Origin of the sequence: Pedobacter sp. KBS0701, from assembly GCF_005938645.2 — a bacterium.
Lineage (GTDB): Bacteria > Bacteroidota > Bacteroidia > Sphingobacteriales > Sphingobacteriaceae > Pedobacter.
Genome location: NZ_CP042171.1, coordinates 1 through 22,610, shown reverse-complemented (window position 1 = coordinate 22,610; position 22,610 = coordinate 1). Strand labels below are relative to the sequence as shown.

General features: G+C 41.2%; 16 protein-coding genes, 2 tRNA genes and 4 rRNA genes. 10 read left to right on the top strand and 12 right to left on the bottom strand.

The window, feature by feature from the left end; translation table 11 throughout:
* Positions 1-10 precede the first annotated feature (10 nt).
* Positions 11-163 carry a hypothetical protein gene (locus FFJ24_RS25900; RefSeq protein WP_168202345.1) on the bottom strand — a complete coding sequence of 51 codons (153 nt, stop codon included), beginning with the start codon at positions 161-163 and terminating at the stop codon, positions 11-13.
* Positions 164-509: 346 nt separating this feature from the next.
* On the opposite strand from FFJ24_RS25900, the gene FFJ24_RS00105 reads away from it, so the two are divergent.
* The 3 genes from FFJ24_RS00105 to FFJ24_RS00095 are packed head-to-tail and all read left to right on the top strand — an operon-like array spanning position 510 to position 3,404.
* Positions 510-1,694, top strand: coding sequence for a glycosyltransferase family 87 protein (locus tag FFJ24_RS00105; protein WP_138820105.1), 1,185 nt, complete (start codon positions 510-512; stop codon positions 1,692-1,694).
* Complete coding sequence (locus FFJ24_RS00100) at positions 1,691-2,623, top strand: glycosyltransferase family 2 protein (protein WP_138820103.1); 933 nt, start codon at positions 1,691-1,693, stop codon at positions 2,621-2,623. The genes FFJ24_RS00105 and FFJ24_RS00100 overlap by 4 nt, the downstream gene beginning before the upstream one ends.
* A gap of 1 nt (position 2,624) precedes the next feature.
* Positions 2,625-3,404, top strand: a complete 780-nt coding sequence (locus FFJ24_RS00095) for a polysaccharide deacetylase family protein (RefSeq protein ID WP_138820101.1) — start codon at positions 2,625-2,627, stop codon at positions 3,402-3,404.
* A gap of 172 nt (positions 3,405-3,576) precedes the next feature.
* On the opposite strand, the gene FFJ24_RS00090 is transcribed toward FFJ24_RS00095, so the two are convergent.
* The 7 genes from FFJ24_RS00090 to FFJ24_RS00060 form a co-directional block, all read right to left on the bottom strand.
* A complete protein-coding gene (locus tag FFJ24_RS00090) occupies positions 3,577-5,343 on the bottom strand; it encodes a S8 family peptidase (protein WP_168202557.1) in 1,767 nt (588 codons plus the stop codon).
* A 381-nt stretch (positions 5,344-5,724) separates the two neighbouring features.
* Positions 5,725-5,836, bottom strand: a 5S ribosomal RNA gene (gene rrf, locus FFJ24_RS00085).
* 192 nt (positions 5,837-6,028) lie between these two features.
* Positions 6,029-6,140 (bottom strand): 5S ribosomal RNA (gene rrf, locus FFJ24_RS00080).
* 141 nt (positions 6,141-6,281) lie between these two features.
* Positions 6,282-9,156, bottom strand: a 23S ribosomal RNA gene (locus FFJ24_RS00075).
* 493 nt (positions 9,157-9,649) lie between these two features.
* Positions 9,650-9,723 (bottom strand) — tRNA-Ala (locus FFJ24_RS00070).
* An 82-nt stretch (positions 9,724-9,805) separates the two neighbouring features.
* Positions 9,806-9,883: transfer RNA gene (locus tag FFJ24_RS00065), tRNA-Ile, on the bottom strand.
* Positions 9,884-10,135: 252 nt separating this feature from the next.
* Positions 10,136-11,657, bottom strand: a 16S ribosomal RNA gene (locus FFJ24_RS00060).
* The 16S, 23S and 5S rRNA genes sit together here with 2 tRNA genes alongside, the layout of an rRNA operon.
* Positions 11,658-12,681: 1,024 nt before the next feature.
* On the opposite strand from FFJ24_RS00060, the gene FFJ24_RS00055 reads away from it, so the two are divergent.
* Together FFJ24_RS00055 and FFJ24_RS00050 are read left to right on the top strand one after the other, a co-directional pair.
* Positions 12,682-13,638, top strand: coding sequence for a lipid A deacylase LpxR family protein (locus tag FFJ24_RS00055; RefSeq protein ID WP_168202344.1), 957 nt, complete (start codon positions 12,682-12,684; stop codon positions 13,636-13,638).
* Positions 13,638-14,747, top strand: coding sequence for an acyloxyacyl hydrolase (locus tag FFJ24_RS00050; RefSeq protein ID WP_138820097.1), 1,110 nt, complete (start codon positions 13,638-13,640; stop codon positions 14,745-14,747). Before FFJ24_RS00055 ends, FFJ24_RS00050 begins: the two co-directional genes overlap by 1 nt.
* Here FFJ24_RS00050 and FFJ24_RS00045 read toward each other — a convergent pair.
* The 3 genes from FFJ24_RS00045 to FFJ24_RS00035 are packed head-to-tail and all read right to left on the bottom strand — an operon-like array spanning position 14,744 to position 17,182.
* On the bottom strand, positions 14,744-15,103 hold the full coding sequence (locus FFJ24_RS00045; RefSeq protein ID WP_138820095.1) for a CoA-binding protein: 360 nt from the start codon (positions 15,101-15,103) through the stop codon (positions 14,744-14,746). The genes FFJ24_RS00050 and FFJ24_RS00045 overlap by 4 nt on opposite strands.
* A gap of 36 nt (positions 15,104-15,139) precedes the next feature.
* A complete protein-coding gene (locus tag FFJ24_RS00040) occupies positions 15,140-15,607 on the bottom strand; it encodes a DinB family protein (RefSeq protein WP_138820093.1) in 468 nt (155 codons plus the stop codon).
* Positions 15,608-15,640: 33 nt separating this feature from the next.
* Positions 15,641-17,182 carry an NAD(P)/FAD-dependent oxidoreductase gene (locus FFJ24_RS00035; RefSeq protein WP_138820091.1) on the bottom strand — a complete coding sequence of 514 codons (1,542 nt, stop codon included), beginning with the start codon at positions 17,180-17,182 and terminating at the stop codon, positions 15,641-15,643.
* Between the two features lie 920 nt (positions 17,183-18,102).
* Between FFJ24_RS00035 and FFJ24_RS00030 the strand changes: the two genes are divergently transcribed.
* The 5 genes from FFJ24_RS00030 (at position 18,103) to FFJ24_RS00010 (ending at position 21,048) form a co-directional block, all read left to right on the top strand.
* Positions 18,103-18,684, top strand: a complete 582-nt coding sequence (locus FFJ24_RS00030) for a LemA family protein (protein WP_132403466.1) — start codon at positions 18,103-18,105, stop codon at positions 18,682-18,684.
* An 82-nt stretch (positions 18,685-18,766) separates the two neighbouring features.
* On the top strand, positions 18,767-19,210 hold the full coding sequence (locus FFJ24_RS00025) for a TPM domain-containing protein (RefSeq protein ID WP_138820089.1): 444 nt from the start codon (positions 18,767-18,769) through the stop codon (positions 19,208-19,210).
* Between the two features lie 3 nt (positions 19,211-19,213).
* The gene (locus tag FFJ24_RS00020; RefSeq protein ID WP_138820087.1) at positions 19,214-19,984 is read left to right on the top strand and encodes a YgcG family protein; all 771 of its coding nucleotides are present in this window, start codon (positions 19,214-19,216) and stop codon (positions 19,982-19,984) included.
* Between the two features lie 82 nt (positions 19,985-20,066).
* The gene (locus FFJ24_RS00015; RefSeq protein WP_138820085.1) at positions 20,067-20,456 is read left to right on the top strand and encodes a hypothetical protein; all 390 of its coding nucleotides are present in this window, start codon (positions 20,067-20,069) and stop codon (positions 20,454-20,456) included.
* Positions 20,457-20,499: 43 nt separating this feature from the next.
* Positions 20,500-21,048, top strand: a complete 549-nt coding sequence (locus tag FFJ24_RS00010; RefSeq protein ID WP_210419433.1) for an NUDIX hydrolase — start codon at positions 20,500-20,502, stop codon at positions 21,046-21,048.
* Between the two features lie 131 nt (positions 21,049-21,179).
* Here the strand turns inward: FFJ24_RS00010 and dnaA are convergent, their stop codons facing one another.
* Positions 21,180-22,610: a chromosomal replication initiator protein DnaA gene (dnaA, locus tag FFJ24_RS00005; protein ID WP_121287815.1), complete on the bottom strand. Its 1,431-nt coding sequence runs from the start codon at positions 22,608-22,610 to the stop codon at positions 21,180-21,182.

The window sequence follows — 22,610 nt, the reverse complement described above, 5'->3', positions numbered from 1 at the left end:
AGTTAAAACTTTAGATGCTTTCGTGTTTCCATCCAGCTAGGCCATAGCACATTATCCCCGTTCTACTTAAATCCGGCCTAACAAATTTTTCGGGCTGCACTGTTCTGGCCGCACAACTGGCTTCAAAAGAAAAATTTTCAGCCGGCATTTTTTGTTTTTTCATGTGTCTTTATGTTTTTAATGGCATTCAAGCTAGCTTCGCTGGTCTTTTTGATGCCAAAAAGAAAGAGCCCTTCGGCGGCGGCGAGCCGAGGCAAGACCGTGCTGTATGGCAAAAGAAATCAATTACACGTCACTAATATTGATTTTTATAAAATAAATTACCCCTCAGGATTGACAATTCTATATTTATGAGACAGCCTCTTTTGTTGGATTAAATAAAAGAAATTTAACCATAACCCAAAATTAATCTTCGATACGCATTTCAAGCGGGAGCAAAAGCAAAGCTTTAAAAGAATGGATGTCCATGTGAGCTGTTAAAATAGCTATATTGCGGCACCAAATCATTAATGAACACTTTTACAAAAACTAATCTCGGTAAACTGTCCTCATTGCTCTTAAAAAAGGAATGTATATTTGCTGTTTACCTCATACTGGCGCTTGTAGCTGGTTTTAAACAATATCATCACCATTCCTACAACAATTATCTGATTTTTAAATATGTATATTGGCATACCATCGATTTACAGAATTTATATAATAATTATCCCGAATACCAGGACAGCAACCACTACGGCCCCATATTTTCAATTTTCATAGCGCCTTTTGCCTTATTACCTGATGGATTGGGCTGTATACTTTGGAACATCGCCAATGTTACCATATTACTTTGGGGAATTTACAGCCTACCCATATCACCTAACAAGCGAACCATAATTGCGTGGATCTGCGCACATGAAGCATTAACTGCACTCTTCAGTTTTCAGTTTAACATTGCATTAACAGGATTAATATTACTAAGTTTCTCCTATCTGATTAAACAAAAAGAAATAAAATCGGCTTTTTTTATCGCCTTCGGCACATTGGTTAAACTTTACGGAATTGTTGGATTGGCATTTTTTTTCTTTACCAAAAATAAATTAAAATTTATAGCGGGTTGTTTTGCTGCATTTTTAGTACTATTCGCCCTGCCAATGGTAATTTCATCTCCAGGCTTTGTTATCCAGTCTTATGCAGACTGGTATCATTCCCTTGCCCATAAAAATGACTTAAATGCATCATTAACCTCATTCCAGGATATTTCTTTAATGGGTATTGTAAGGAGAACAACAGGTAATGTTAATATTCCGAATGCGCCTTTTTTAATAGTTGGACTAATACTATTTGCTTTGCCCTATTTACGGATTAAACAATATAAACATGTTGGCTTTAGGTTAATGTTATTGGCATCGACGCTTATTTTTACCGTTATATTTAGCAGCGGTTCCGAATCGCCAACTTATATTATCGCTTTTGCAGGCATCGCCATTTGGTTTATGGTGCAGCAAAACCCAAAAAAAGGGTGGATAATAGCCTTGTTTGTTTTTGCGTTTATATTAACCAGCTTATCGCCAACCGATATTTTCCCCAGGCCGGTTAAAGAATTTATTCGTCTATATTCACTTAAAGCCCTACCTTGCGTTATCATTTGGCTAACCATAATCTATCAAATGATGAAAGAAGATTTTGAGTCTTATCTGATTGCCGATAAATGAATAAATTAGTTTCTATAGTAATACCTGCCTACAACGAAGCCGATAACATTTTTGTAATAACCGAAGGTATTAAAAAAGTTTTTTCGACCATGAATTATGATTATGAAATTATCCTGGTGGATGATGGAAGCGCCGATCATACCCTCGAAAAAATAAAAGAGTACGCTTCAACGGCAGACAACATATTCTTTCTCGAGTTTTCTAAGAACTTTGGCCACCAATTGGCGGTTAAAGCAGGCATGGACCATGCTTTTGGCGATTGTGTAATTTCCATGGATTGCGATATGCAACATCCTCCGGAATTGATTCCCGATATGATTGCAAAATGGGAAACGGGTTATGAGGTAGTTTATACCATTCGTGAAGAAGATAAAAATTTATCAAAAGGAAAAAGAAGCTCCTCAAACTTATTTTATAAAACCTTAAACTGGCTATCGGATATTGATCTCGAACCTGGCGCAGCTGATTTCCGTTTACTTGATCAAAAAGTTGTAAATGTTTTCAGGAATTTCCATGAAAATGAGCCTTTTCTACGTGGTTTGGTGAAATGGCTTGGGTTTAAACAGTTTGCCATTCGTTACCATCCTGCAGCACGCTTTTCGGGAAACAGCAAATATACTTTGAAAAAGATGATGAGGCTGGCATTACATGGCGTTACCTCATTTAGTATAAAGCCATTATATTCGGCAGTTTATTTAGGTTTTATTCTATCGCTTGCCTCTGTATTATACATTCCCTATATTATTTATGCATTTGTAAACCATGTAGAAGTTTCTGGCTGGGCATCGGTAATTATGACCATCGTCTTTTTTGGTGGACTACAGCTCATTATATTGGGTATTATAGGCATTTACGTAGGTAAAATGTTTATGCAAACTAAAAACCGCCCAAATTATATTATCCGTTCAACCAATATTCAGCAAAAATAAAATGGTACTGCTAAGTTTTGATATCGAAGAGTTTGACATGCCTTTCGAATATGGGAAAGAAATCTCTTTTGAGGATCAGATTGCCATTTCGAGAGCAGGTACTATCGCTATTTTAGACATTTTGGATAAATATAGTGTGAAAGCTACTTTTTTTTGCACAGTTACTTTTGCTGAAAATATTCCGGATCTGATTAAGCGGATTACGGAAACAGGGCACGAACTCGCTTCGCACGGTTATTATCATTCTGATTTTAAACCCGAACATTTGCTTCAGTCAAAGCTAAAGCTGGAAGAACTTTCAGGTAAAGAAATTACAGGTTACCGCATGGCGAGAATGATGCCAGTTGATGAAAAGGAGATTGAGAAGGCTGGATACACCTATAATACATCTATCAATCCAACTTACCTACCCGGACGCTATAATAATTTTAATATTTCGCGAACGCATTTTATTAAAGATAAGGTTCTGCAGATCCCTGCTTCTGTTAGCCCAATTGTCCGTTTTCCGCTATTCTGGCTCTCTTTTCACAATCTGCCTTTAAGCATTTACAAAACCTTAACCAGCTGGACTTATAAAAAAGATAAATACCTGAATATCTATTTCCACCCCTGGGAATTTACCGATTTAAATGATTTTGAACGCTTTGGTTTCCCTGGTTATGTAAGAAAAAATACGGGTGTAAAAATGATCGAGCGTATGGAAATACTCATTTCCTGGATGAAGCGTAAACATTATCCATTTGGCACCTTTCAGGAGTTTATTAAAACCCTGGAATCTTAGCTTTTTAATAAATGTATTTTTTAGTTTGGCATTCAGGGCATTTTCCGGAGTGCTTAGCCCCGGGCGAAGCGGCATCCCCGAAAGCGCAGCGAAGGGATACAGCGGAGCACGGGAACAAACTTAAATAGTTGTAATAGCCCTTGCGCTTCAAAAAAATCAAAAGCCTCTTTTTTTATTTATACGTCTCTGCCAATTTAAGTGCGTTATAAGCATTCACAATCCCTCCGCTCACACAGATTTCGCTAAAAAGTACGCGGGTATTCTCCCCTCTATCATTCTTGTATTTTATCTTATGTGCTACTTTAGAAACAGATTTCATGATAATCTCTCTTACCTGCGCTGGTTTTAAATCAGGGTAATAGCTTAAGATTAAAGCAGCAAGGCCAGCCACAACCGGGGAAGCCATACTTGTTCCATCAGCTTCTTCATATTTATTATCTGGCACTGTCGATTTGATTAAAAACCCTGGGGCGAAAACATCAACATTATACTTGCCATAATTAGAGAAATCGGCTTTCAGATTATCATCATCTTTATAAGCGCTTGCACCTACTTCAATCCAATTATTGGCATGCGGCAGATTAAACTTTGCGGAGTCAATTGGTACAGGCTTTACGAATGTAGATCGGTTATAAGGTGGCCTCATACCCATTCCGTTATTTTGTGCCATAGGCTTAGGTGGTGTGAAATCTGGCTTGCCAGGTTTTTTATTAGCTTCCCTGTAAGTTTCTGCCTCTTTACTGTCAAAAAACTTATTGGGGAAATTTTCTTCTATATCATTGTTCTGGTTATCGTTCCCTGCGGCATGCACTAATAATACACCTTTGCTTTCGGCATATTTAACCGCAGAATCTACCGCTTTTTTATCCCATTTGTAGCTTTTGCCAAAACTCATATTAATTACCTTAGCGCCATTATCAACTGCATACCTGATGCCATTAGCCACATCTTTATCGCGTTCATCACCCGTGGGCACTACCCTGATCGCCATAATACTTACATGATTGGCTACCCCCAAAACACCTGCCGAATTGGTACGATCAGCACCAATAATTCCCGATACGTGCGTACCATGAAAAGCATCGGGACCTTTAACATCGTTATTTCCATAATCTTTTTGGTAAGCATTGCTATAATCATCGCCAACCAGTTCAGCTCGCATATCATATTTAGGGTTCAGGTTATACTTCAGCATCGCATCGTATTGCTTGTATCCCTCCTTTATGTTCTTATAAAATTTCTCGAAACTACCATCTTCCCTCGCACCTTTTCTGATGATTGTTTTTACCTGCTCTTCCGTTTCATCATCAGCCTTATACTGATCAACATCATCCATCGCTGGGATTTCTTTTTTACTGATCTTGGCTACAGAATCTAAAACTTTGTTAATAGCAATTAAAACAGAAAAAGTATTGCTGGCATCTTCGTATTTTTTACCGAAATCGCCAACCATTTTCTTATAAAGTTTAAATTCTTCCTTTTGCGTACTATCTAAAGGAGTTAAATTGGTTGTTGATTGATATTTTGGAGTGTAAATTCTTAACAAACGAACCAGTTCTAAATTATCGAACTCCAGATTACCTTTTTTAGAGCCGATAAAATTCCAGCCATGGATATCATCAATATAACCATTGCCGTCATCGTCTATTCCATTTCCAGGAATCTCTTTTTTATTCGTCCATAACACACTTTGCAAATCTGGATGATTGATATCTACACCACCATCAATTACCGCCACAATAACATTTTGTTTAGGTTTTTTATCCTTTAGAAGTTCACGATAAGCTTTCTCCGTGCTAATACCAAAATATCCATTCTCCTGTAAATCGAGGTTAAACCAATTTGCAGGGAGTTGTACATTCTTACTTTGAGCAAAAAGGCTAAAATTTATACACAAAACAAAAGCAAGAAAAGTTAATTTCTTAAGGTTTACATTCATCATCATAATATGTACGTAGTACTACAATAATACGGTTTTATTACTTTCAGAATGAAAGTTTTCACATCTTTTAACAAGGGCGGTCAATCTGTTTTTGAAGCGCAGTCCCTGTGCTTTTAGGTTTGGTTCGGTCCTGCTATTCGTTTTACTCCGCCAATGAAGAATTGGCTCCGTGCTCACTGCCATCAGGGCTGTTTAACCTGGGAAAGAAGAAGGAAAAACAGGTAAGATGGAAACGGATAATGGAAAGGGCTCTGCGGAGATCAGCGTGATCTGCGGGAACAACCCCCTAATCTCTTAACGCCCGGAAATAATAAGTATCAAGAAGTCTTTAAAACAAGAAAACCCTCCAACATTTCTGCTGAAGGGTTTCTTTTTAAGATCTGGCACCGACCTACTCTCCCACGTGTTACCGCAGTACCATCGGCTCTGGTGGGCTTAACTTCTCTGTTCGGAATGGGAAGAGGTGGACACCACCGATATAGGCACCTGAATATTTTTAATTAAGGTTGAAGGAAGGAGGGTTTTAGGGAGGGAGGGTATATACCTTCCGCTTTTCTACCTTCGGCCTTCCAGCCATAATGTATATCGATTTCAGTATTTCAATTTCGCTGACCTTAAACACAAGGCCTTGTATATAACAAGAAAACCCTTCAACATTTCTGTTAAAGGGTTTCTTTTTAAGATCTGGCACCGACCTACTCTCCCACGTGTTACCGCAGTACCATCGGCTCTGGTGGGCTTAACTTCTCTGTTCGGAATGGGAAGAGGTGGACACCACCGATATAGGCACCTGAATATTTTTAATTAAGGTTAAAGGGAGGAGGGTTTTAGGGTGGGAGGGTATATACCTTCCGCCTTTCTACCTTCGGCCTTCCAGCCTTAAATGACATATTATTGAAAGAAGTTAGTTTGAAGAACAAACAACAGTCTGTTTGCTTTGAAAGCTTCGGATGATTAGTACTACTCGACTGTGCTGTCGCCAGCTTTACATCTGTAGCCTATCAACGTAGTAGTCTGCTACGGTCCTATATGGAATTCTCATCTCGTGGCTAGTTTCGCACTTAGATGCTTTCAGCGCTTATCTATTCCCAGCGTAGCTACTCTGCAATGCCCCTGGCGGAACAACAGATTCACTAGAGGCTGGTCCAACCCGGTCCTCTCGTACTAAGGTCAGCCCCACTCAAAATTCCTACGCCCACAACAGATAGGGACCGAACTGTCTCGCGACGTTCTGAACCCAGCTCGCGTGCCACTTTAATCGGCGAACAGCCGAACCCTTGGGACCTTCTCCAGCCCCAGGATGTGACGAGCCGACATCGAGGTGCCAAACCTCCCCGTCGATATGAGCTCTTGGGGGAGATCAGCCTGTTATCCCCAGCGTACCTTTTATCCTTTGAGCGATGGCCCTTCCATGCAGAACCACCGGATCACTATATCCGTCTTTCGACCCTGATCGACTTGTCTGTCTCACAGTCAAGCAAGCTTATGCTATTGCACTCCGCGTACGGTTACCAAGCGTACTGAGCTTACCTTTGAAAGCCTCCGTTACCTTTTTGGAGGCGACCACCCCAGTCAAACTACCCATCAAACAATGTCTCCCCCTTAGAGGGATTAGACACCGAATACAGAAAGGGTGGTATTTCAACGTTGGCTCCACGACGCCTAGCGACGCCGCTTCAAAGCCTCCCACCTATCCTACACATCCTGTATCCAATGTCAATGTTAAATTGTAGTGAAGGTGCATGGGGTCTTTCCGTCCCGTTGCGGGTACCCGGCGTCTTCACCGGGACCACAATTTCACCGAGCTCATGGCTGAGACAGCGCCCAGATCGTTACACCATTCGTGCAGGTCGGAACTTACCCGACAAGGAATTTCGCTACCTTAGGACCGTTATAGTTACGGCCGCCGTTTACTGGGGCTTCGATTCAATGCTTCTCTTACGATGACATCCCCTCTTAACCTTCCAGCACCGGGCAGGTGTCAGGCCTTATACCTCATCTTTCGATTTTGCAAAGCCATGTGTTTTTGTTAAACAGTCGCCTGGGCCTTTTCACTGCGGCTGACATTACTGCCAGCGCCCCTTCTCCCGAAGTTACAGGGCCATTTTGCCGAGTTCCTTAGCCATGATTCACTCGAGCACCTTAGAATCCTCTTCCCGGATACCTGTGTCGGTTTGCGGTACGGGTTTTTATAACCTGAAGCTTAGCGGTTTTTCTTGGAAGTCTGATTACCTGCACTATCCACTCACCCGAAGGCTTGCGGTACTATCAGCGTTCAGCTAGATCGGCGGATTTGCCTACCGTTCTAATACCTACAGCCTTTAACGATCTATTCCGTCAGATCGCGGCAGTGTCACTACTCCGTCCCCACATCGCAGTTATAAAAAGTACGGGAATATTAACCCGTTGTCCATCGAATTTCCCCTTCGGGTTCTCCTTAGGTCCCGACTAACCCTGATCCGATTAGCGTTGATCAGGAAACCTTATCCTTTCGGTGGGCGGGTTTCTCGCCCGCCTTATCGTTACTTATGCCTACATTTGCTTTTCTATAAGCTCCAGCACCCATTACCAGGTACCTTCGCTGCCGATAGAATGCTCCCCTACCGATATATTTCAATCCCATAGCTTCGGTGTACAGTTTAATGCCCGTTTATTATCCATGCCCGATCGCTCGACTAGTGAGCTGTTACGCACTCTTTAAATGAATGGCTGCTTCCAAGCCAACATCCTAGCTGTCTGTGCAATCGGACCTCGTTAGTTCAACTTAACTGTAACTTGGGGACCTTAGCTGATGGTCTGGGTTCTTTCCCTCTCGGCGCGTGACCTTAGCACCCCGCGCCTCACTGCCGACTATATTATATAGCATTCGGAGTTTGTCTGGATTTGGTAGGATTTGACTCCCCCGCACCCAATCAGTAGCTCTACCTCTATATAACTCAACGTCGACGCTGTTCCTAAAAACATTTCGGGGAGTACGAGCTATTTCCCAGTTTGATTAGCCTTTCACCCCTACCCACAGATCATCCGGAAACTTTTCAACGTTTATCGGTTCGGTCCTCCAGTACGTGTTACCGCACCTTCAACCTGTCCATGGGTAGATCACAAGGTTTCGCGTCTACCTCCTCTGACTATACGCCCTATTCAGACTCGCTTTCGCTTCGGATCCGTGCCTGAAGCACTTAACCTTGCCAGAGAAGAGTAACTCGTAGGCTCATTATGCAAAAGGCACGCCGTCACGCCACCTGGACGCTCCGACCGCTTGTAAGTACACGGTTTCAGGTTCTATTTCACTCCCCTGTTCGGGGTTCTTTTCACCTTTCCCTCACGGTACTGGTTCACTATCGGTCTCTCAGGAGTATTTAGCCTTACCGGATGGTGCCGGCAGATTCCCACAAGGCGTCTCCGACCTCGCGGTACTCAGGATACTGCTAGGCTAGCATTCTATACGTGTACCGGGCTATCACCGTGTATCGCTGGGCTTCCCATCCCATTCCACTTCTGTTTGCTAATGCCATGTTGCAGTCCTACAACCCCCACTTTGCCGTAACAAAGTAGGTTTGGGCTCTTTCCCTTTCGCTCGCCACTACTTAGGAAATCATTGTTATTTTCTCTTCCTCTGCTTACTTAGATGTTTCAGTTCGGCAGGTTTGCTCATTATATGTGACATGTCTTCAACATGCCGGGTTGCCCCATTCGGAAATCTTCGGATCAATTCCTATTTGCAAATACCCGAAGCTTATCGCAGCTTATCACGTCCTTCATCGCCTCTGAGAGCCAAGGCATCCCCCGTGTACTCTTTATTACTTTCTTCTACTCTTGCGCCTTTTGCGCCGCAAGGTATGCTTTTTTGCTCTTGTTATGATGTCTCATTCCCAACGTAAAGTCGGGAGAGCACAAACACAACAGTCGCCTATTGTTGTTTGCTCTTCTTTTTTAACTTCTTCCAATATGTCAAAGAACTTTACTGAGGCTGAAGGCCGAAGGTATAAAGGCGGAGGGTTTCATTGTCCCCAACCTAAGCTTCGTTTCAGCTTCGTTAGTAAAAAACTGCGGTCTCGAACCGTTTCATATTTCGATATTATTATATCTATATATGTGCCCCCCTGGCGTTTCTTCTTTTCTTAATCTTTATGTCAATGTATATTATCTATCCCGATAATAAGGTATTTATTCTGTTGTGGTCTATGTACCGGCTTAAAGTTTACCTCTTTGCCTTCTACCTTCTGACCCTCAACCTCAATGGTGGAGAATAACGGTCCCGATAGCTATCGGGACGAACCGTTAAACGGTTGCCATTCTTCAGTGGAGAATAACGGAGTCGAACCGTTGACCTCCTGCGTGCAAGGCAGGCGCTCTAGCCAGCTGAGCTAATCCCCCAGAGTATCAGTTTTGAGTTTGGAGTCATTAGTCTGGAGTATTCATAACTCCCAGGCTCTTTTCTCTTTACTCCCAACTTCAATGGTAGTCCCGTCCAGATTTGAACTGGAGACCCCTACATTATCAGTGTAGTGCTCTAACCAGGCTGAGCTACGGGACTTCTTGATTTCAGGTAAGCAATAGTTTGCAGTATATAGTATCTTACCGCTACTGCTTCCTTTGGCTTCCCCTTCTTGTCTCCGTTAAGCTTACCTTTATAGTAGCCCACCGTTTTCTTCTGGGTGTTTCTTTTTTCTCTTGTGCTTTTAAAGTATTTAGTATCCAGTATCAAGACCTTAAGCCTTATACCTTATTACCATATACCTTAATTAGAAATATCATGTTGCGTGGCGAGTAGGTGAGTCTACTCCAGAAAGGAGGTATTCCAGCCGCACCTTCCGGTACGGCTACCTTGTTACGACTTAGCCCCAGTTATCGGTTTTACCCTAGGACGCTCCTTACGGTTACATACTTTAGGTACCCCCAACTTCCATGGCTTGACGGGCGGTGTGTACAAGGCCCGGGAACGTATTCACCGCGTCATTGCTGATACGCGATTACTAGCGAATCCAACTTCATGGGGTCGAGTTGCAGACCCCAATCCGAACTGTGAATGGCTTTGTGAGATTCGCATCATATTGCTATGTAGCTGCCCTCTGTACCATCCATTGTAGCACGTGTGTAGCCCCGGACGTAAGGGCCATGATGACTTGACGTCGTCCCCTCCTTCCTCTCTGTTTGCACAGGCAGTCTGTTTAGAGTCCCCACCATTACATGCTGGCAACTAAACATAGGGGTTGCGCTCGTTGCGGGACTTAACCCAACACCTCACGGCACGAGCTGACGACAGCCATGCAGCACCTAGTTTCGTGTCCTTGCGGACTGATCTATCTCTAAATCATTCACTAACTTTCAAGCCCGGGTAAGGTTCCTCGCGTATCATCGAATTAAACCACATGCTCCTCCGCTTGTGCGGGCCCCCGTCAATTCCTTTGAGTTTCACTCTTGCGAGCGTACTCCCCAGGTGGAACACTTAACGCTTTCGCTTAGCCGCTGACTGTGTATCGCCAACAGCGAGTGTTCATCGTTTAGGGCGTGGACTACCAGGGTATCTAATCCTGTTTGATCCCCACGCTTTCGTGCCTCAGCGTCAATAAGACCATAGTAAGCTGCCTTCGCAATCGGTGTTCTGAGACATATCTATGCATTTCACCGCTACTTGTCTCATTCCGCCTACCTCTAGTCCATTCAAGCCCATCAGTATCAAGGGCACTGCGATAGTTGAGCTACCGTCTTTCACCCCTGACTTAACAGGCCGCCTACGCACCCTTTAAACCCAATAAATCCGGATAACGCTTGGATCCTCCGTATTACCGCGGCTGCTGGCACGGAGTTAGCCGATCCTTATTCTTCCGGTACATTCAGCTCTCTACTCGTAAAGAGGTTTATTCCCGGATAAAAGCAGTTTACAACCCATAGGGCAGTCTTCCTGCACGCGGCATGGCTGGTTCAGAGTTGCCTCCATTGACCAATATTCCTTACTGCTGCCTCCCGTAGGAGTCTGGTCCGTGTCTCAGTACCAGTGTGGGGGGTCATCCTCTCAGATCCCCTAGTCATCGTCGCCTTGGTGGGCCGTTACCCCGCCAACTAGCTAATGACACGCATGCCCATCTTTATCCTATAAATATTTGAACATTGGATAATGCTATCCTGTGTTTTTATGCGGTGTTAATCCGGATTTCTCCGGGCTATCCCCCTGATAAAGGTAGGTTGCATACGCGTTACGCACCCGTGCGCCACTTTCTCTTCCAGCAAGCTGGAAAATATCGTTCGACTTGCATGTATTAGGCCTGCCGCTAGCGTTCATCCTGAGCCAGGATCAAACTCTCCATTGTAAAATGTGTTGTAAGATGCTGACCAGTTTTAACTATTGTTAAAAATAGTCTTCTTTTTTTATGTTGTCTGTTAGACAACACCTTTAAAATAAAGCTACGTAATCATGTACTTTGATCGGTACTCCATTACCTCGCTACGCTACATTGACATCTCTTTTAAGAACTTATTGACCTGGTAAACCTCACGGCCGGTCATTTATATATCTTCAAAATTCAGTTCGTTCAAGTCGTGTTCGTCTTAAACGTGTTTCCATTTGTTTCAATCTTTTTTCTATCTTTCCGGCATCCGCCGTTCCGATTTTTTTACCCTTCCTTTCGGTTGGGAGTGCAAAGGTAAGGATCTTTTCCGAAATCACAAATAAAATAAATTTTATTTTTTTAAGCCTTCTTCTTTCCTTGTTTGCTTTTCAATATGCCAGGTTTAACTGGCTTTCCGTTCTTCCGAACCGGGCTGCAAAGGTAGCAATCTTTTTCTCTCCCGCAATATTTATTTTAAAATAAATCCTGCTCTCCTATCTCTATAACACCTTTTCAACCAATCCCTTCCTCCGAAGCGGGATGCAAAAGTAGGAAAAATATTGTTCCTTCCAAAGGTTTCTTGTGGAATAGTGCAGAGCTTAACGTAAGTGAATGGTTTTCAGCAAGAAAAAAATTACTATAGTTAAAACTTTTTGAAGCAAAAGGTGTTTGTCCTCACTTATAAACCTATCAGGTTTTTGAAATCTGCGATCTGAAGACTTATGAGTTCCTGGCGCACACGCCACCTGGAAACTTTATAAGTACCCCCCTGCCCCCGCCCACCTAAACCCGATTGCAGTGGTAGCTGCAGGCTTCACGCTGGCACTACAAAAGGAAAGCGGGAACATGCTGATATAGTAGCACAACAACTGCTTTGCTGAAAAAACAATAGCATAATATGTACTAAATAAATAAACCAAGCTTAACAAAGGATTGCAGTATCAATATTTTGAACAATAATTAATACTTTTATAGCCTTAATAAACCATCCAAACAAATGAAGTTGATGCTCAAAATATACTTTTCTCTGCTATTTATCGGCATTGCAGAAATTAGTTACGCGCAAAATTATAAAAATGAGCTTGTTATTATCTCAGAGAATGATGCTTATATTGATATTACCAGCGACCGCTATTATACAAACGGTGCTTTTATTAAATTTAGGCACGCTTTAAACGGTGAAAACCTGAAAACCGGGAGAAGCAAAGAGATTATAGGCTTTGAGCTTGGTCAAAAAATTTACAATCCCTATTATAGTTTCGTACCTAATCCAGCTTTACATGACAGGCCTTTCACAGCATACTTATATGGAGAGGCTAATTATAGCCGGTTTTATGATAACAAACAGCTGTTAAAAGTTTCGGCACAGCTTGGCGTTACGGGAAAAGATGCCTTGGGCGAAAAGTTTCAAAAAGCATTTCATAAACTGGTTGGTCAAAACCAGATTGAAGGATGGGAATACGGTTTAAATAGTGAGCTGGCACTGAACCTGGGCGCCGAATACAACAAACTTTTAATAACCACCAATAATAAGGTATTTGATGTTACGGGAACGGCTTCGGCTGCGCTTGGCAACGTAATTACAAAGGCCAACCTTGGTACCATGTTCCGTTTGGGAAGATTTAATGATATGGGAGGCTCAGCAGCTTTTAACAGTTTGGTGAATAATAACAACAACTATAAAGCTCAGCGCAAATACGAACTTTTTCTTTCGGTTAGTCCACAATTACATGCTGTGGTATTTGATTCGAGCCTGCAGGGTGGTTTATTTAGGAATGATAAGGGACCGATTACCTTTAAACCAAAACCTTTTGTTTTTACCACACAGGTGGGGTTAACTTTTGCTATTGCACGCTGGACAGCCAACTATACGGCTAGCTTTACTTCGAATGAAGTTAAAAATAGCGCCACTGGCTACCGTTATGCCTTTTATAGTCTTGCTTACCGTTTTAGTAAAAACTAATGAAAAAATTATCCCTATCCCTAATCATCCTGATTACCTGTACTACTTTTGCCCAGGCACAAATTGCATCAGAAAATCATTCGATTATTTTTAAACCTATTTTCGGTACGCATGTAAATAGCGACCAAGGACATTTGTTCCAAGACCAGATTACAGGTTTTGACGCGGCTTATTTTAAGGATATCAGCAGGAACAGTGATAAATGGATCGGGTTTAGCGGGGCCAAATCTTATGGGATCGGATTTATTTTCAGAGACCTAAGCAAATTAAAGGGAACAAAAGATACTTCGGAACATGCCTTTGGGCAGGTATATGGTTTGGTGGCCCAGATGGATTTTCAATTATTCAAAGTAGGAAAAGCGAAATTTAATTTTACGCCTGGCGTTGGATTGGGTTACACAAACAAGTATTACTTTAATAATACCAAAAACAGATTTTTGGGAAGCCCGATTAATGAAACCATAAAAGCAGATTTAGGAATGGAGCTGCCAATGAGCCAATATGCAGATCTGTTACTGGGTTTTGGTTTTTTACATGTATCAAACGGAGGGGCTACTGTTCCAAACGGAGGTTTAAACACTGGAAATGTTTATATCGGTCTGAAGTTGAACAATCAGAAGCCATTAACTGCGGAGCAGAAAAGCACTTATACTACTTTACAGCGAAATTCAATTGAGCTTAGTGCTGGCTTAGGTGCAAGAGGCGTATTTGCGAATAGAAATAAAAGTTTGTACAAAAGTGGATTATATGCAGGTTATAATTTCTATCTGAATGATATGATGACACTTAAGGCAGGTGCTGATGCAGTTTATTATTTTACAGTTTTCGACCCTAATAATTATGGGGAAACTTTCCAAAACTACGGTACTTCTTACGACCATTGGCGCACCGGAATCAGCATTGGTGCCGACATTAACTTGTGGCGAATAACCGTTGCGGCACAAATTGGAAAATATATCCACTACAATAGGTTGATGGACAAAGCTACCTGGTACTGGACATTTGGACCTACATTTAATATTACACCACATATTGGTTTACAGGCAAAAACCTATATGCACTTTGCCCAGGCAGATTTTGTAAATTGGGGTGTAGTATACCGCTTTTAATATTGTCCGGTACTTAGCAATACTAAAGTGCAGGCTTCAACAGGTTCTATATCATGCTGATCCAATAGTTTCTCCAGTTCGTAATTTTCAGTCCCTGGGTTGAAGATTACCCGCTTTGGTTTGGTGGCCAGAATATAATCGTGGTATTGTGGCTGTAAAGCAGGACCAATATATAAGGTGATGGTATCAATATCCTGGTGAATTTCTCCAGGCTTTTCAATTTCAGTGCCTGCTACTTCTCCTTTTTTTATGCCAACATTGACAATATCATGGTTAAAACGCTTAAGCATGTGGGCTGCTTTGTAAGCATACCTGGATGGATCTGGCGACGCGCCAATAATTAGTGTCTTTTTCATTTTAAAATTGATTACACAGATGGAGAGATACACAGATTAAAATTTGGATAATAAAGCAATCTGACCAGAATGATAGGCATGGTGTTGTGTGAGCCCGCTTACCAATTCAATATTGGTTACTCCTGTACCTAAAGCAGGATTACGCTCGCTCTTCACTTCATCATTCCATTGGTTGTCTTTCAGGCTTTCGCAAAGGCGGATCAGTTCTTCATTTGCAATCTTAAAATCAAAGATGATGCGCTCCCAAGCTTGTGGTGTCCCTGATTGAGGTTCAGGCCAATCGCCCCTTGCAGGTTCTGCAGCTGGCTTACCGGTTAATCTAGAACTAACCTCTTCTGTCCAGGCAGTTAAATGCAAGGCAATTTCTGCAATAGAATGTGCACCGGGAATAAAATGACTAAATGCTTTTTCCGGATTCACATTATTCAATGTTTGCATTACATGATTGCCATGCCATGCATCACCATTGAAAGCTTTTTTTATTTCATTCGTGATATTAAACATAACGAAATAACAACGGGCACTCTATAAAGTTTGTTAAGATGCGTTCAATATTGCATTTGCACAGTTAATTCCATCAATTGCTGCCGAAACGATTCCGCCGGCATAACCTGCGCCTTCTGCACAGGGATATAAACCTTTTACCTGGGGGTGCTGATAAGTCTCTTTATCTCGTGGAATCCTTACCGGAGAGGAAGTTCTGCTTTCTACTCCTACCAAAATAGCTTCATTTGTGTAATAGCCCCTTATTTTTTTACCAAATAGAGGCAATGCTGCGCGCAAACTATCAGATACAAATTCAGGAAGGATATTATCCAGCATCGAACTTTTGGTACCAGGCAGATAGGAGTTCTTTGGTAAATCGATCGATAATTTATTATTCACAAAATCGACCATACGCTGCGCAGGCGCTACCAGATTTCCGCCACCGGCCTCAAAAGCCATTTTTTCAATCTCCGATTGGAAATGCAACATTCTAAGTGGATCATAACCCTGAACATCATTTAACGTAACCTGAACTACTGTTCCCGAGTTGGCATAAGGATTATTCCTTTTAGATGGCGACCAGCCATTTACCACAATTTCATTTTCGCCAGTAGAACAAGGTGCAATAATACCTCCCGGGCACATACAAAATGAAAATACCCCCCGGGCACCAACCTGCTCAACCAAACTATAATAAGCTGGTGGTAAGAATTCCGAGCGGATATCGCAGTGGTACTGGGCTGAATCAATAATTTCCTGAGGATGTTCAATCCGTACGCCTAAAGCAAATGGTTTTGCTTCGATCAGGATATTTTTACTGTTTAACAATTCATACACATCTCTTGCAGAATGACCAGTTGCCAGGATAATATCATCAGCAAGGAGTTTTTCTTCAAAATTTATCTCAATTCCTTTTATTTTCCCGAATTCGATTAAAATGTCGGTCATCTTACTATCAAACAGCACCACTCCGCCGGCATTCAAAATGGTATCTTTTATTGCAGTAATGATGTGTGGAAGTTTGTTGGTACCGATATGTGGACGGGCATCGATAGCAATATCAGGTTCTGCGCCATGGTTGACAAAAACCTGAAGCACTTTATTAATATCGCCCCGCTTATTGGAACGGGTATACAGTTTACCATCAGAATAGGTCCCTGCACCACCTTCTCCATAACAATAATTAGATTCGGTATTCACTAATCCCTGCTTGTTTATGGCAGCCAAATCTCTCCGGCGTTGTTTTACATCTTTACCACGTTCAATAATAATGGGCTTCAATCCATTTTCAATGCATTGCAAAGCCGCAAACAAGCCTGCCGGACCAGCGCCGATAATAATTACAGGTTTGGCTCCGCTCACATTGGGATAGTTAATGGTATAAACTTCAGGAATGGCTTCTTCATCTACAAAAACCTTTACCTGCAAACGGAAAATCACCTTTCTGGAACGGGCATCGATCGATCTTTTTAGAATTTCGTAGCCTTTAATTCTAGTTTCAGAAAGTTTTAGACCTTCGGCCAGCTTTTGTTTAATAACTTCAGTTTGCTCAACCTGATCAGGGAGTAAAGTAATTTCGATGTCTTTTTGCATATCATGTCAGGTTTTTATCCCGAACAGTACAAAGATAGGCAACTGTATAATAAAATTCACTTGTACTTTCAGAATTATTTATTTGCATTATTTCATAGGCCTTAGCTATTGTCCAATGTTAGTTAAAGGATTTTAACCACAGATAAACACGGATTTTTATTACAAAATTTTTCTACCGCTCTTTGCCGCGGAGGCATGGTACTTTGGAGCGCCAAAGTACCCAAAACGCTTTGTCAATCCAGCAATATGGCTTCTCACCACACACGCTCATCAAAAAAACAGCGGCACTTTGTTTTGTTTGTTTCTGCTAAGTGAAAGTTTGAGGGGTATTTTCACAAAACCACTGCGTTTCAGGTTTGGTGGTGCAATTTATTCTATTCTGCAACTGTTTTTTTGATCCTTCTGCCACCTGGGATTGACAGCGTCCTTCGTTAAAATCCGTATTCTATTAAAGTTGGTTAGCAAAATGTCTAAACTATTCTTGAATATTTGTCTCCCCACTGTAGGATGAAAGATCGGGGACATCCTTAAGATTTAATTAGGTTATTTTTCTGCTACTATGTCGGTTTTCTGTGCACAGTTAAAGTTTCTAGCCCCCGATCGGAGCGGGCATCCCGATTTAAGCACAAGTTTATGTTATATTTTGGTGTGCTTGATTGTTTCACGGGTTTTTATCGGGATAAAGCGGAGAGCGGGAGGAACATTAAAAAAAGCGAAAGGCCCTGCGCTCCAAAACAAAGAACCAGGCTCGATATACACAAATTACTCAATCAAATCTCATGATTTTACCTTGTTAAATTCAATGAGTAGCTTGTCAACCTGTCAGATAAATACCGAAACTGTAACAAAGGCATGCAATTTGATATCTAATTCGTAAATTGACCATAAATCAATTCTATTAAAAAGACAAAATCATAAAAATGAAAAGATTAATATTTGGAATTTTAGCTGCAGTAATTGCAGTGAGCACTTTAAGTTCATGCGGATATAACAGCATGGTTAAATTGGATGAGAACGTTAAATCGAAATGGGGAACAGTACAAACCCAATATCAGAGAAGAGCAGATTTGATTCCGAACCTGGTAGCAACCGTAAAAGGTGCTGCTAAATTTGAACAGGGTACATTAACCGCGGTAACTGAGGCACGTGCAAAAGCCACGCAGATGACGGTTAACACGGATGATCTTTCACCTGAAAACATCAAAAAATTCCAGGCTGCGCAGGGAGAATTAAGTCAGGCATTGGGTAAATTATTATCCATTACAGAGAATTATCCTGAGTTAAGGGCTACACAACAATTCAGTGATTTATCGGCACAATTAGAAAGTACCGAAAACAGGATCACCGTTGCCCGAAAAGATTTTAATGATGCAGTACAGGAATATAATGGCAAAATAAGATCGTTTCCAACCAATTTAACAGCCGGAATGTTCGGTTTTAAACCAAAAGGATATTTCGAGGCTGACGCATCTGCTAAAAATGCACCTAAAGTAGAGTTTTAATTATTTTTAACACAATATATAAGGGTAGTGAATGTTTAACTGAACATTTATTACCCTTTTTACTTCATATAAAAATAAACAGATGTCGTTATTTTCAGATATTGAACAAGAAAAAATAGCAAATGCAATCTCCGATGCAGAAAGAGCAACTTCCGGAGAAATTAGGATTGCTATTGATAAACATTGCGCAGGCGATCCATACGAAAAAGCCACCGAATATTTTGCTAAACTGGACATGGATAAAACAGCAAAAAGAAATGGTGTACTAATTTATCTGGCACATGCGGATCATAAATTTGCCATTATCGGCGATGTCGGGATTCATCAGGTGGTACCTGAAAACTTTTGGGAAACTACTAAAATTGCGATGACAGCGCATTTTACAAAAGGCAATCTGCCTGATGGCATTATTGCAGGCGTAGCATTGGCCGGAGAGAAATTAGCCTTATTCTTCCCACCGCAAAAAGGTGATATTAATGAATTGCCGAACGATATTGTTTTTATGGATAACCTGGAGAACAAATAAGAGATGAAGAAAATATTCCTTTTATCATTACTCAGTTTATTATTTACATTCGCTTTTGCACAGGATTTTCCAGAAAAGCCCAACAGTCTGGTTAACGATTATGCGAACGTGTTATCGGCCGATCAGAAACAGGCACTCGAAAGCAAACTGGTAACTTTTAACGATTCTTCTTCTACACAGATTGCCATAGCGATATTAAAATCTGTAGGTGATTATGATATTAATGAATACGCTGTAGAACTGGGCAGGAAATGGGGAGTTGGCCAAAGCGGCAAAAACAATGGTATTATGATCGTTGTGGCAGTTGGCGACCGAAAAATCTCTATTCAAACGGGTTATGGCTTAGAAGGCGCATTACCTGATATTTATGCCAAACGCATTATTGATAACGATATTAAGCCCAATTTTAAAGCAGGAAACTATTATGCCGGTCTGGATGAAGGTACTACTTCAATTATAAAATATACCCGTGGTGAATATAAAAACGATAACCCGAAAGCTTCTTCAAAAAAAGGTGGTGGAGGCGGTAGTATTGTGGTTATTATCATTATTGTAATCGTAATCATCATCTTTATGAGAAAAGGTGGCGGAGGCGGAAGCGAAGTAATCGGCGGACGGGGCGCGTCTAACGCCCTATTTTGGGCTATGCTGTTTGGAAGTGGCGGCGGCCGAAGCAGCGGTGGCTGGGGAGGCGGTTCTTCTGGTGGAGGAGGAGGATTCGGTGGCTTTGGCGGAGGAAGCTTTGGCGGTGGCGGTAGCAGCGGAAGCTGGTAGGTTAGTCCGTAGATTGGAAAAGATTTTATTTTGAACGTTACATAATATTTTAACTTTTCAACAACCTAATATTACAACAATAATGTACCGAAGAGATTTAATCACAGCAGAAATACAGAAACTTGCACAAGTTTTGGCCCGTATTATGGGCTTAAAGTTAGAAGGCAAGCTGGCTGAAGCCAATCAGCTTTTTGACGAAACCATGGAAGGCGGCTTTCAATTACCAAAAGAAATTCTTGAAAATGAAGATCTTTCTGTTTTTGAAAATTGGTTAACTGAAGGCAACCTTCCTCCTGAAAAACTTGACTCATTAAGCGAATTTCTGTATTATGAGTTAGGTGTAAGTCAGGATCGCAACCAAAGCATTGCACCAAAACTTAATTTAGTTTATCAATACTTGTCAGATCAGCACAAGATTGTACATTTGGTAAACTTGCACCGTCAGAAAACAATACAGCAATACGTACGCTAAGCGCCAAGCGCACGGCGCTAAAAAAATAAACAATATAAATTAAATGATTATAGAAAAGTGGCAGAAACTAGCCTCTAAATATTTAGTACGCGAACAGTGGGCTACCTTACGCGTTGATGAAGTGAAACTTCCGGGTGGCGTGATAAAAGATGATTATTATGTTTTAGAATACCCAAACTGGGTAAATGCGATTGCATTAACAGAAGAAGGAAAAATAATTATGGTACGCCAGTACCGCCATGCAGCTGATATTATTTCACTTGAAGTTCCGGGTGGTGTGATTGATGGTGATGAGGCTCCAGAGTTTGCCGTTAAACGTGAGCTTTTGGAAGAGACTGGTTACAGTTTTAAAACCTGCAAATTTATTGCAGAACTTTATCCCAATCCGGCAACCTCAAATAACAGAACATTTACTTATTTTTTAACTGGTGGTGTTAAAACAGATGAGCAGCATTTAGATGAGCATGAAATTTTAAATGTGGAGGAATATACTGTAGAAGAGGTAAAACAGTTTATTAAAGATAATAAAATAGCTCAAGCCCTCCACGTTGCTGCACTGTTATATGGTTTGGCCGAGATAGAGAAGCTTTAATGGTTTAGAAAACCTGATAAACTATAAAGGCCCGATAAATATCGGCCTTTATAGTTATAGCTTCAACTTTTTGAACACGAACAAAAGATTTTAATTTAAACCCTTCTATCTTTCTGCCCTTGCACTAAAGTTTAGCTCATTTTTAATTTCTTTTGGATATCGTGTACGTAAGCTTTAAACTTCTTGTCAGTATCAATTAAATCTTCTACCGTTTGGCAAGCATAAATTACGGTACTATGATCGCGGCCACCAAAGAAAGCACCAATTGTTTTCAATGATGATTTAGTATGGCTTTTAGATAGGTACATCGAAATTTGACGGGCCTGAACAATTTCACGTTTACGTGTTTGCGATTTTACCATATCAACCGGAACCTCAAAATACTCGCAAACCAATTTCTGGATGTATTCCATTGAAATTTCTTTTGAAGTATTTTTGATAAAGTTCTTCAACATTTGTTTAGCCAGGGCTAAATCGATTTCTTTTTTATTCAAAGTAGCCTGCGCCAGAAGAGATACCATAGCACCCTCTAACTCACGTACATTGTTATCAATGTTATGTGCAACATATTCTACCACCTCGCCCGGTAACTCAATACCATCAGCATACATTTTCTTTCTTAAGATAGCGATACGCGTTTCCAGATCAGGAATCTGTAGATCTGCAGATAAACCCCATTTAAAACGGCTTAACAAACGCTCTTCCAAACCAGCTAAATCTTTCGGTGCTTTGTCAGATGTTAAGATTACCTGTTTGCCCGACTGATGTAGATGATTAAAAATGTGGAAGAAAATATCCTGTGTTTTTTCTTTACCTGCAAAGTTGTGCACATCATCCATGATGATTACATCCATTGCCTGATAAAAGTTAACGAAATCGTTAATGGTGTTGTTTTTCAAGGAATCTACAAACTGCTGACAGAATTTCTCACAACTTACGTAGATCACTAATTTATCTGGCATGCTGCGTTTAATCTCATTACCGATTGCCTGCGCCAGGTGCGTTTTACCCAAACCTACTCCACCGTAAATCATCAAAGGGTTAAAAGATGTACCTCCTGGTTTAGCAGCTACAGCGTAACCTGCAGAGCGCGCCAAGCGATTGCAATCTCCCTCAATATAATTTTCGAAAGTATAGTTTGCGTTTAATTGTGGATCAACATTTAATTTTTTTAATCCTGGGATAATAAATGGGTTTTTAATATCCTTATTAATGGAAACCGGAATCGGCATCGATTGTACCTTTGCCTCCGCTCCATTTCCATTTGAGGGCATATTGGTAGTATAAGGATTACCGCTGTTTGATGATTTATCTACAACGATGTTATATTCCAACCTGCCATCCTCTCCAAGTTGTTTTTTTACAGTCTTGCGCAGCAAGCCCACATAATGTTCTTCAAGCCATTCGTAAAAGAACAAACTTGGCACCTGTATGGTTAAAACCTTGCCTTCCAATTTAAGGGCCGTTATTGGCTCGAACCAGGTTTTGAAACTTTGGCTCGGAATGTTATCCTTAATAATTTGAAGACAGTTCTTCCACACTTCTGTACAAGTTTTTTCCAT